This window comes from Fervidicoccus sp. (assembly GCF_049967375.1).
In the GTDB taxonomy this organism is placed as follows: Archaea; Thermoproteota; Thermoprotei_A; order Sulfolobales; family Fervidicoccaceae; genus Fervidicoccus; species Fervidicoccus fontis.
This window is the reverse complement of the sequence record NZ_JBMFSV010000015.1, coordinates 18,993-29,630: the sequence shown is the minus strand read 5'-3', so window position 1 is coordinate 29,630 and position 10,638 is coordinate 18,993. Positions and strand designations below refer to the sequence as shown.

14 protein-coding genes are annotated in these 10,638 nt (G+C 35.4%); 6 read left to right on the top strand and 8 right to left on the bottom strand.

The annotated features are described in order from the left end of the window. Positions 1 to 15: 15 nt before the first annotated feature. From ACP5SL_RS03985 to ACP5SL_RS03950, 8 genes are all read right to left on the bottom strand, one after another. Complete coding sequence (locus ACP5SL_RS03985) at positions 16 to 732, bottom strand: HesA/MoeB/ThiF family protein (RefSeq protein WP_148683625.1); 717 nt, start codon at positions 730 to 732, stop codon at positions 16 to 18. A 4-nt stretch (positions 733 to 736) separates the two neighbouring features. Further along, positions 737 to 1,225: a hypothetical protein gene (locus ACP5SL_RS03980; RefSeq protein ID WP_428228214.1), complete on the bottom strand. Its 489-nt coding sequence runs from the start codon at positions 1,223 to 1,225 to the stop codon at positions 737 to 739. Positions 1,226 to 1,247: 22 nt separating this feature from the next. Continuing rightward, complete coding sequence (endA, locus tag ACP5SL_RS03975; protein WP_428228213.1) at positions 1,248 to 1,826, bottom strand: tRNA-intron lyase; 579 nt, start codon at positions 1,824 to 1,826, stop codon at positions 1,248 to 1,250. After that, positions 1,792 to 2,475 (bottom strand): DUF47 domain-containing protein, encoded by a 684-nt coding sequence (locus ACP5SL_RS03970; protein WP_014557911.1) that lies wholly within the window; start codon positions 2,473 to 2,475, stop codon positions 1,792 to 1,794. Before ACP5SL_RS03970 ends, endA begins: the two co-directional genes overlap by 35 nt. Positions 2,476 to 2,575: 100 nt before the next feature. Continuing rightward, positions 2,576 to 2,956 (bottom strand): hypothetical protein, encoded by a 381-nt coding sequence (locus ACP5SL_RS03965; RefSeq protein ID WP_148683623.1) that lies wholly within the window; start codon positions 2,954 to 2,956, stop codon positions 2,576 to 2,578. Positions 2,957 to 2,981: 25 nt separating this feature from the next. Next, positions 2,982 to 3,344 (bottom strand): hypothetical protein, encoded by a 363-nt coding sequence (locus tag ACP5SL_RS03960; protein WP_428228212.1) that lies wholly within the window; start codon positions 3,342 to 3,344, stop codon positions 2,982 to 2,984. 80 nt (positions 3,345 to 3,424) lie between these two features. Continuing rightward, on the bottom strand, positions 3,425 to 5,152 hold the full coding sequence (glyS, locus tag ACP5SL_RS03955; RefSeq protein ID WP_428228211.1) for a glycine--tRNA ligase: 1,728 nt from the start codon (positions 5,150 to 5,152) through the stop codon (positions 3,425 to 3,427). A gap of 144 nt (positions 5,153 to 5,296) precedes the next feature. Next, positions 5,297 to 5,668 carry a hypothetical protein gene (locus ACP5SL_RS03950; RefSeq protein ID WP_193803725.1) on the bottom strand — a complete coding sequence of 124 codons (372 nt, stop codon included), beginning with the start codon at positions 5,666 to 5,668 and terminating at the stop codon, positions 5,297 to 5,299. Between the two features lie 92 nt (positions 5,669 to 5,760). Here ACP5SL_RS03950 and ACP5SL_RS03945 point away from each other — a divergent pair, with 92 nt between their 5' ends. From ACP5SL_RS03945 to ACP5SL_RS03920, 6 genes are all read left to right on the top strand, one after another. Then, on the top strand, positions 5,761 to 5,961 hold the full coding sequence (locus tag ACP5SL_RS03945; RefSeq protein WP_014557906.1) for a hypothetical protein: 201 nt from the start codon (positions 5,761 to 5,763) through the stop codon (positions 5,959 to 5,961). Positions 5,962 to 5,971: 10 nt separating this feature from the next. Beyond that, complete coding sequence (gene deoC, locus ACP5SL_RS03940; protein ID WP_014557905.1) at positions 5,972 to 6,691, top strand: deoxyribose-phosphate aldolase; 720 nt, start codon at positions 5,972 to 5,974, stop codon at positions 6,689 to 6,691. After that, on the top strand, positions 6,684 to 7,100 hold the full coding sequence (locus tag ACP5SL_RS03935) for a hypothetical protein (protein ID WP_014557904.1): 417 nt from the start codon (positions 6,684 to 6,686) through the stop codon (positions 7,098 to 7,100). Before deoC ends, ACP5SL_RS03935 begins: the two co-directional genes overlap by 8 nt. Positions 7,101 to 7,247: 147 nt before the next feature. After that, positions 7,248 to 8,036, top strand: a complete 789-nt coding sequence (gene sufC / locus ACP5SL_RS03930) for a Fe-S cluster assembly ATPase SufC (RefSeq protein ID WP_014557903.1) — start codon at positions 7,248 to 7,250, stop codon at positions 8,034 to 8,036. Beyond that, entirely contained in the window at positions 8,029 to 9,459 is a 1,431-nt protein-coding gene (gene sufB / locus ACP5SL_RS03925) for a Fe-S cluster assembly protein SufB (RefSeq protein ID WP_014557902.1), read from the top strand. The genes sufC and sufB overlap by 8 nt, the downstream gene beginning before the upstream one ends. Further along, positions 9,460 to 10,596: a SufD family Fe-S cluster assembly protein gene (locus tag ACP5SL_RS03920; RefSeq protein ID WP_014557901.1), complete on the top strand. Its 1,137-nt coding sequence runs from the start codon at positions 9,460 to 9,462 to the stop codon at positions 10,594 to 10,596. It abuts the gene before it with no gap. Positions 10,597 to 10,638 lie beyond the last annotated feature (42 nt).

Here is a 10,638-nt window from a genome sequence, read left to right as displayed (position 1 = left end):
AGGATTTGAAAACCCTCAATGCGAACAAATTTTACAGTTTGGATCCTTTGTGACTTGGATTTCATGTATGCTTAAGTTTTTTGAATCTATATAAATGATCCTATCGGAAGCTACTTTTCCTATACCCGTAATAATCTTTATAACTTCAATTGCTTGCATGGTACCTAATATACCAGGCAGAGGAGGAACGACTTGTATTTCTTTTTTCGTTTCTTCTGTTTCTCCGAATATACAATTTAAGCATGGACCCTTTTTAGGAATAACCGTGAAAAGTTGACCATACCACTCTTCAACCGCTGCATGAACAAAAGGCTTTAGATATCTAACTGCCAACTTATTAACCCTTAGCCTAGCCTTCCAATTATCTAGCCCATCAACTACAACATCAGCCCTCTTAATAATCTCCTCAAAATTTTCGTCATTTACATCAATAACAAATGGTTCCACATGTATTTCTTTGTTGATTTCTCTTAACCTTTCTGCTGCAATAATTGCTTTATATTTTCCTACATCTTCTTCTTTATAAAGAATTTGTCTATTGAGGTTCGATTTTTCTATTTTATCTTTATCTACAACTAACAATTTGCCTATGCCGGAGTAAGCTAAATAAACAGAGCTAGCTGATCCAAGTCCACCAACTCCAACAATTAGAACCGTAGAATTTTTCAGCTTTCTCTGCCCTTCATCGCTCAAGATCTTTAATTGTCTAGTATATCTTTCCAACAAATGCACCTTACTAAATTATATCATCTAGCTTTTTCTTTCCAAGTTTTTTAGAGATTAGTCCCTTGGTCTTAATATCTAGGTCTTCCTTTTCAATATCTTCAACGATATCTTCTTTTTCAGGTTGAGCCATTGCGACCTTGTTTTTAGCGTAGCCGCATTCACCATTCGGAAGAAGATAGTTCATCTTGCAACTAGCATACTGACAAGCTGCTCCTATGCATTCATCATTTGTCCAGGTGCAGAATACATATTTTCTTCCAGTCTTTGGGTCTCTCCTTATCTGGTATGCTCTTTTAGTGCACCAAAATAATGGGCATAGGTTGTTGCATTTTTCACCCAAAGGATTAGGGTTCTGATGGTGCTCATAACCTTCCCTTTCTTGTTTTATTCCACTTTCAAACCTTTCCTTTTTTTCATATCCCCCTGTTTTTCCCTTTTTGTCGCCCCAATACTTATCTTTTCCATAGTCGTAATGCTTTTGATCTTTCTTTATACTCAATCTCTTTCACCTACCTATTTCGCTAGGGTTTATACCATTTAAAGAGAATATAATTTGGTATACCATTCCTGACTATGCCTAGCATGAACTTTTTCTTTACGCTATGGCTTAACCTACCCATCCTTACTAGTTCGATAGGGTCTATAATTTCATCACCTTCATAAACATGTATTAAATATGGAGCGTGTTCAATTCCAGGTCCATGTCTATACAGACTGTAGTCGCTTCCAAACTTCAATCCGCTTCTTACAACATAACCTTTTTCTCTTAGATCTCTGTATATTATATACAAGCTTTTAAAAGACTTAATCCTATTATATGCTTCATTTAAAAGTTCATCGAAGCTCATTTCTTTACCTTCTGAATTTAAAACAGATAACTTTCCCTTTTCTACCAAATAAAGGGCTTCTACCAATGACAATTCTAAAACTTCATTATATTCTCTTCTCTCAGGTTTTTTTATTCCAAAAGGTTTTCCATAGAATCCATCCATGTAGATCTTGGAGGCAATTTTAGTGTCTTTGATAAGTACTTTAAGCCCCACTAAATGTCCAATGAATTTCTCGTCATGCTTTATAGAGGGATATATATCTGAAGTCATGACTTGCATCCCTAATCTTGTCTGAAAGCTCTTCTATCAAATCTACTACTTCTTTTAATAATAACAGATGGAATAAATCATTAGAATATTTTCGTATTATTTCTAGTTCAAGCCTTCTATATAGCTGATCTACCAGATCTTCTTTCCTATTTATTTCGTCGTGTATTTCTCCAACCTTTTTCGAATTAGAGGAAAGGTATTTGGACTCCGTATATAGAAGTTCAACCATATTAAATGATGTTGAAGAAAACTGAGAAAATAATTCTGCAATACTTTGATCTAATGTAAAGCCGGAATGGGCAAGGATAGATAACCTGTAAATTATTGAGTCAATTATTTGAGAGATTCTGTCCAAATGAGAAAGCGAGAACATATACAGCTCTTTCGTCATTAGAGTAGGTGACACCCTTACGACATATTCCATAGTTGATTCCTTCATTCTTTGAGCATCGTCCTTAATTTTTTTTATTGGCTCATATCCTTTTTTAACGAGTTCCATCTTGCCTTGAATAAAGCCTGAAATAAGCTCTTGCGCCATCTTTCCTTCTTGGTTTATTGTTAAAAGAATGTTTGTAATCTGTTCTGCTAAGTTCATTTCCGCTAAGTTCATATTAAGAATTTCATCATCCCTTATAATTTCCTGAGGCATTTAGTTATACACCGAACGCTTTTGTTATTCTTTATTTATTATCTTTAATTTTAAAATACAAGATTAAATATCTATTCATTGTATTTCCATTTATTCATGCTTATTTGTTATCATAAATGAAATCAATGTCTGCAGCTTCTTTCAGTATCCAATCTTTATTCGCTTTTAGAGGCCCAATACTCCTTTCAGCTCTTTCTAGAATTCTTTCGAACAAATCTTCTTCTATTTGCATATAAACTAATCTCACAAAGTCTATTATAGTTCTATAGTATTCCATTTCCTCCTCACTGTTAATATTTTCATGATATGTTTTCAAAAAATTTTTCAGATCCGCCCTTGAATTTTTATTCATTTCAAGAAGCTTTAAGATCTCTTCCTCATTCTCAACGCTTTGTTCTTCTTTCAGTTTTTCTTCTATAGTAGACAGTATCTTTCCTCTTTCTTCCATAATTTCTTGAAAGCTCTTCTTTATTATAACCAAAACGTTATCCCTCAATTTAATATGCTTATAGCGACCTGATAGTTGCTATGCTGTTATCAGAGACACCATTTTCTTTCATGAACTCATTATTTGCATAGACCTCATTTTCAGGAACGTTTTCGTCAAGGATCACATTAAATAGGAATCTCTTCTTTCCTGCAATAACAATATACGCTTTATCCTTTATTCCAAGCTCAGATGCCAGTTTCGGATTGATAGTTATATGTTCAGGTTTTGTTGAGCTATATCTTACTCTTATCCTTTTTTCGGAAATTTTCTTTTGAGTAGACTTTAATGCGCCAGCTGGAGGAATAATAGCTACTAATGACTTTATGTCCTTCTTTTCTACTTTCTGCTCACTTGCTTCCTTGTTTTCCTCTTCGGACATATGCTCACCTTTCAATATTGCTTTATATTGATGTGAAATTTGAAAGCTTAAAAGAAATACCTACAAAGGCAATTATTAATTTATTTTATTTCAGAATAAATATTTTTAGCTTCTAATAGGTTTTTTAAAGCTTCAGTCAATTCGTCAATTTTCAACCTCTTCTGCTCCCATGTATCTCTGAACCTTATAGTTATTGTACTATCTTCTAAGCTCTGATAGTCTACCGTAACTGCAAATGGAACTCCTATTTCATCTGCTCTCGCATATCTTCTTCCTATGCTTCCAGAATCATCATATAATGCCGTGAAGCCACTCATTTTTAAGCTTTCATATATGCTTTTTGCCAGAGCTTCTATCTTTTCGTCATTAACTAGCGGAAAGACTGCAACCTTTACGGGTGAGAGACTAGGCTTCAGAGAAAGTATGTACCTGTCCTCCTTTTGCTTGAGAGAGTATTCCATCACTACGTATAAGAGCCTCTCGACGCCAAATGAAGGCTCCACGACATGCGGTATGAATCTCTTTCCAGTTATCTTTTCCTCCTCTTCAACCATATTAACCATTTCTTTTGTTATCTTCTTTCCTTTGATTGTGATGAATCCATTTTTCTCAAGAGTTTCTTTCAACTCTTTCGGATCTAAAGAATTCAATGCAGAGATCACATCTTCGCTCTCGCTTTTGAATGCCTTTCCGACTGCGGCTTTGTTAATCATTATCTTTAGACTTTTTTCTATATGTGGTGTTTGGTATTGTTTAAATATCGAAAGGTCCTCTTTGCTATATATAGAGTGCCTAGAAAGGTCATAGTCTCCTCTGTATGCGTGACCCGATACCTCAATCCATCCCCACCTTTCAGTTTTAACTAGCTGATCAAATGTCTGCTTTGAATAGTGAGCCCTTTCTTCTGGTAATTTTTCTTCGAAATATTGATTTTCATACGGTATTCCCAAAGAATAGAGGAATTCTTGTGAAACGTACATCCAATATGCTAGCCATGGCGTTTTTATCAGCCCAGTTTCTAAAGCTTCTTTTATTGTAAAAATCTTTGGCTCTCTTTCTCCCATTCTTTTTGCATCTTCTGTAAGTATCCTAAGCTTCTTATCGTAAACTTTTTTGAGCGCATCTTCTGCACCAGGATCTTCCGGATCGAAGAAGAACTCTATCTCCATTATAGTGAACTCTCTAAGCCTTAGCATGCCTTGCCTAGGACTTATTTCGTTTCTTCCAACTCTTCCTATTTGGGCTATTCCGAGAGGAAGTCTTTCTCTCATAGTAGTGAAGACTCTTTTAAAGGATAAGAACATTCCTTGTGCTAGCTCAGGTCTAAAGTACCCCACATCTCCTGTATATGGCCCTATTTGTGTTTTAAAGAGTAAATTGAAGAGGGAAACCTCTCCGAGGACTCCTCCGCAATATGGGCATCGCAAATCATTGTTTCTTATAATCTCCGTGAGCTCTTTCGGACTTTTTCCTTCAGCCTTTACTCCAAGTTTTTCTTCAATGAGGTGATCTGCCCTGTAAATTCTATGACAGGATGTGCATGAGACTATAGGATCTGTGAAGCTTTCAATATGCCCGCTTGCCTTATAAACAGCTTCAGGACCTATGATGGGAGCTTCTATTTCGACGATCATTTCTTGATGCGGCAAGATAAAATGCCTTTTCCATTCGCAAATAATATTATTTTTCAGGAGTATTCCGTAAGGACCCAAGTCATAGAAGCCGGCAACTCCGCCATAAATCTCATAAGACTGCCAGAAAAACCCTCTTCTTTTGCCAATCTCAAATATTTTGTCAGGCAAGCTCAACTATCACACCCCATCATCTCTTTTAATGCAGGTTTTCAACTGAAAGCGATGTTTTAACCAAATATTAAAATCAGTATAGAATTTAGCTATTTTTCCAAATTTTTAAAGATATGCTTTTAATTAAATTCTAGCAAAATTATCCTACTATATTAGTTTAATTGTTTTTTCTAATAGATTGATTAAATTTAAGATAATATCAATGCCTCCCTTAGTTAAGCATATAAGTGGAATTTCAGCTATAAAAGCAAGGTATCCTTCAGGATCTATGGCAACCTTAATACCATAGAGCTCAAAGTTCTTTGCTGATATATTTTTGTAGTCTCCTTCATAAGCGTAGTCGGTCAAAAGAGATATGCGCACGTATCCAGAGATACTATCTATCTCCAAAGCGAACGAATATTCCACATCTTCATGAATGCACTTAAATAACAAAACATTATTGCTTTCAGCCTTAGTTTTGCAACCTTCAGACCTTAACATGGATTCAATTGTTTGAAGCAAAACTCTATAACTCAATTTGGCATTCCCTGCAAGCGCCTGCTAAAATATAATAGCAACTTTTCATAAATATTTTTGATCCTTCATTTTCAATTTTATGGTGAACCTAGTTGGAGAAAATAAATGAAGTCATTATTGATTATAAAGGCTCTATTTTTAAAACTTTGAAAAGAGAGGATGGTAGATTCTACTGTCCAATTTGCGGAGCTGGTGAAAACGCCCCAATCTTCTTTACGGAAAGCGACCTTATAAGACATATCTGCAACCACGATCAAATAAAAAAGGCTTTAGCAAAAAAGAAAAAGGAGTGAGGAGAAAGGAATGATAAAAATAGATCTAAAATCTATCCCAAAAAATCAAGAAGAGTTGGCTAGAAGAATAGACCATACAGTTTTGAAAATAGATGAAAAAAAGAACGGAATTATTAGAGGGTTGGAAGAAGCAGAAAAATACTCTTTTAGAAGCTTGGTCATCCCTCTATGCTATGTTAAGGAGTTCTCATCTCTTTCTAAAGTTCCAATATCTGCAGTAATAAGCTTTCCATTTGGTCAAGATCCTTTGGAAATTAAACAGAAACAAATTGAACTTGCCTTCTCCAATGGAGCTAAAGAGGTTGACGTTGTGATCAATGTAATGTCCTATATATCAGGTGACAAAAGCTACGTTGAGAATGAAATAAAAAAGCTTTCTGATCTTACTCATGAGCTTGGGGGAAAAGTTAAGTTTATAATTGAAACCGGATATTTGGACAATGCTGGGATAGCTGAGCTTTCTAAAATGATAGAAAAAAGTAATGGTGACTACATAAAGACATCAACAGGTTTTGGACCTAGAGGTGTAAATATAGATGACATACTTGTAATCAGATCTGCTGTAAGCAGAGAGCAGAAAATCAAAGCTTCAGGAGGAATCAGAAGCGGCATTCAAGCTCTGCTTCTGCTCGCTTTTGGTGCAAATATTTTAGGAGCAAGTCAAAGCGTTAAAATTGTAAATGAATATCCTCAGGCTTTACGCATGTTTGAAAGTGTATATAATGAATGAAAATAAAGAAAATTACGTAAAAAAGCTTTCGTTTATTATAGACGATATCTTAGCTAATAACATTGAGAAAAAATGTGAAATATGCGGAAAAAAGGAGAGAAAAAATAAATGCAGAATTTGCGGAAGAGAGGTCTGTAATGATTGCTATAATAAGGAAAAAGGAATGTGCATAGTTTGCTCGGAAACACTATGTGAAATTTGCAAAAGGAGGAATGCTGTTGAAAGATGCCAAATTTGCGGAAAGCTTGTTTGTCCGGACTGTATGGTTAGGATAGATAAGAGCAGGGTTGTATGCAGGGATTGCTATGAAAAATTAGGATTAGATGGTGTACGCAGAATTATTGAAGATAAGGCTATAAGCGAAAATTTAAAAATGAAGAAATTTTTTCAAGAATTTTGTGAAAAATGAAAAAATATTACTAAAGGAAATAATCTCTCAAAGAAGAATAATAATTAATTTAGAATAAATCATTATTATAATTATTATAACTGTATATACTTCTTTTTTATTTTCCTTTCGTACAAGAATTATTAATGGTTTGCGAGATAAGTTGAGGTGGAGCAATTGACGGTAGAAACAATCTCCCTAACAGCGTCAGTTAGAGACAAAATCATTATTAAAAATGTGAGCTTAAAGTGCAACAATGGCGAAGTCCTTGCTATAATGGGTCCAAATGGAAGCGGAAAGACCTCTTTAGCAAACGTGATAATGGGTCATCCGAGGTATGAAGTAATCAGCGGTAAAATTTACATAAATGGGGAAGATGTTACAAATTTGAGTGCGCATGAGAGAAGCTTGAGGGGGCTTATGTTACTGTTTCAATCTCCTCCAGAAATACCGGGAGTAAGGCTTAGCAATATAATACTTAGCTCATACAACAAAAAAATTGGAAAAGAAGTCGAGCTTCTTAAAGTGCATAGACCCGAAGTAATAAAAGAGATGAATGAGGCTACAAGTGAAGTAGGGCTTTCCACAGATTTTCTATACAGGGAGTTGAATGTAGGATTCAGCGGAGGAGAGAGAAAGAGGGCTGAGCTTCTTCAAGCACTAGTGCTTAAACCTATAAACATCATAATGGACGAGCCTGATAGTGGATTGGATGTAGACGGACTTAAGATAGTATCTAATATCATAAAAAGAATGAAAGAAGAGGATAGAGCCGTGATCCTCATAACCCATTATACGAGACTTTTCAAATATGTAGAGCCTGAAAAGGTTATGTTGCTTTTCAATGGAGAGAAAATAGCTGAAGGTGGAAGCGAACTTGCAAAACAAGTTGACGAGTTGGGATATAAAAAATTTGCGGAAAAGCTTGGCATTACTGCAGGTGATTTAAATGAGTGAGGATTTAAGCAGAGAAGAAATTAGAAGAAAAATTTCTATGCTGACAGAACAGAGAGGATTGGAAAATAATTCAGTAAAGTATTCGTTCCAAATTAAAGGAGAGCTGGAAGAGAGCATTATCGAAGAAATTAGTCAATTAAAAAATGAGCCTGAGTGGATGCTGAGGCTGAGGAAAAAAGCTTTTGAATGGTATAAAAAGCTTCCAACACCAAATTGGCTCCTTGGAGTAGAGGAACTTACAATAGACGAGCTCACGCATTATTTAAAGCCTGATGTTAACCTAGCTAAAAGCTGGGAGGAGTTACCGGAAAATATTAGGAAAATGTATGAAGTCCTTAATATCCCTGAGGTAGAGGCTAGGGCTCTTTCTGGGTTGAGCTTGCATTTAGAAAGCGATACAATTTATCTTAAAACTAAGAAGGCATTAGAAGAAAAAGGAGTTATAATGATCCCTATGGAAGAAGCTGTTAAAAAATATCCAGATATAGTTAAAAGTTATTTTTCCAAAGTTTTTCCGTTTACTGAGCATAAGTTTATTGCTCTTCACTATGCACTTTGGAGCAGCGGAGTGTTTGTGTACGTGCCAAAAAATGTGAAGATAAGGCAACCTATTGAGGCTTTTTTCGTAATATCTCAGGCTCTTGAAGGACAGTATGAGCATACCCTCATAGTTTTAGATGAAAACAGCTATATCGAGTTTATTGAGGGCTGTTCAGCACCAATGTACAAAACGTACAGTTTTCATGATGGCGCTGTCGAAATCTATGCGCATAAAAACAGCCATATAAAATTCACAACCCTTCAAAATTGGAGTGAAAATGTTATCAATTTCAATAACAAAAGAGCGATTGCTGAGGAAGGTGCAGAAGTCGACTGGTTAGAGGGAAGCGTTGGAAGCAAAGTTACTTATGTTTATCCTAGTACCATACTAAAAGGTGACAATTCTAAAACTACTATTTATACCATAACTCTTTCAAAGGGAAATAAGATTAAAGATGCTGGCGCAAAGGTAATTATGAATGGAAAGAATACAGCGGCCAAAATAGTCAATAAAAGTATAAGTGCCGATGGTGGTATAAACATCTACAGAGGGCTGATTAGGATAAATAAAGGGGCAATAAATTCAAGGGCTACAAGCAGCTGTGAAAGTTTAATTCTTGATGAAAAAAGTAAAGCTTATACATATCCTCACAATCAGGTTCTAGAAGATACTGCATTTGTAAATCATGAGGCTAAAACTGGAAAGATAAATGAGGATCAGTTGTTTTACTTAGAAAGCAGAGGCCTAAGGGAAAATGAGGCTAAAAGCATTATAGTATTAGGATATCTAGAAAACGTACTAGTTAATTTGCCTTTCGAAATGGCTTCAGTTCTTAACTCTGTAATACAGCTTGAATTTTCCAGCATTGGAGGGAAAGGATAGATGGCGTCTTCTGAATTAGAGTTAGAAAAGATGCCCTATCAGAAGTTCAAGGACAGTCCTACTATCAAATACTATACTGATTGGGCTACTTTTGATGAATTGTTAGGGTACATGCCAGAGGGAACAGTAGGATGGATTGACATAGGTACGTTGAAAAAATCCCCTACAATATTGCTAAAGCCGGACGGCTTTGAGTATAGTGGAATAAACGATATAGGAGTTGAGAAATTTTCAAGAAATGCATTGAAGCTGTACGACTTAAGTGAAGGCAAAGTGTATGCCAAGCACTTCTTAAGGATAGATAAGTATATTTCACTGCTCATAAAAGAGGGCGAAAAGCGCAATGTAAAATTAGCAATTATTCCGCCTAAAAAAGGATCATCATCTCATCATCTTTCAATAAAATTAGAAAGAAGTGCATCGTTAAATCTTGAGGTTATATATGCTCCGATTTCTGAGTCATCTCTTTCAAGCTTTACTTTGGAAATTGATGGAGAGGGAGAAAACAAGATAAAAATACTAAATTTGGTTAAAGCCCCAAACAATAGTCCGTTCTTTTATGAGACAAGAATTCTTGGAAGAGGTAAAGATGATATAAGCGTAAGGACTGCTACAAGTGGAGGCATCATCCACAACAGAGCCGACATAGTTATCTTAGGAAGCATGTCTAAAGCTAATATAAAGGCTCTATCATTAGTCACAAACAACAACAGAGCAGATCTTACAACTAATATTCTAAATGACTCTTCTCAAGGCATAGCGGAAATACTTGTAAGAGGAATTAATGCGGGCGGAGAGATAGTTCACAGAGGCACATTAAAGGCAGAAACTAATTCTATCGAAAGCGAAAATAAGCTAAGAAGCTATCTAATAAAAACATCGAAAAATTCAATAAACCACTCTGTTCCAATACTGGAAATAACCACTAATTTAATAAAGACTGCAGAGCACAGTACTGACATATCCGACATTCCAGAGGACATCCTGTTCTATTTGTCAAGCAGAGGGCTAAAACGAGAGGAGGCAGTTTTTCTTCTAACGCAATCAATGCTCATTGATATGGTGGAGGATCTGTTTGAAAATTCAAACGAAGCTATAGAATGGTCAAATAACTTCTTAAAAAACATTCGTTTGTAACTTACTTGAGTTTTTCTTTATTGCTAGCTTTTACTCCTTAAA

Coding starts and splice junctions, on each gene's coding strand:
- endA (WP_428228213.1), bottom strand. CDS start 1,826: ATGACTTCAGATATATATCCCTCTATAAAGCATGACGAGAAATTCATT.
- ACP5SL_RS03970 (WP_014557911.1), bottom strand. CDS start 2,475: ATGCCTCAGGAAATTATAAGGGATGATGAAATTCTTAATATGAACTTA.
- ACP5SL_RS03960 (WP_428228212.1), bottom strand. CDS start 3,344: ATGTCCGAAGAGGAAAACAAGGAAGCAAGTGAGCAGAAAGTAGAAAAG.
- deoC (WP_014557905.1), top strand. CDS start 5,972: ATGATAAAAATAGATCTAAAATCTATCCCAAAAAATCAAGAAGAGTTG.
- ACP5SL_RS03935 (WP_014557904.1), top strand. CDS start 6,684: ATGAATGAAAATAAAGAAAATTACGTAAAAAAGCTTTCGTTTATTATA.
- sufB (WP_014557902.1), top strand. CDS start 8,029: ATGAGTGAGGATTTAAGCAGAGAAGAAATTAGAAGAAAAATTTCTATG.
- ACP5SL_RS03920 (WP_014557901.1), top strand. CDS start 9,460: ATGGCGTCTTCTGAATTAGAGTTAGAAAAGATGCCCTATCAGAAGTTC.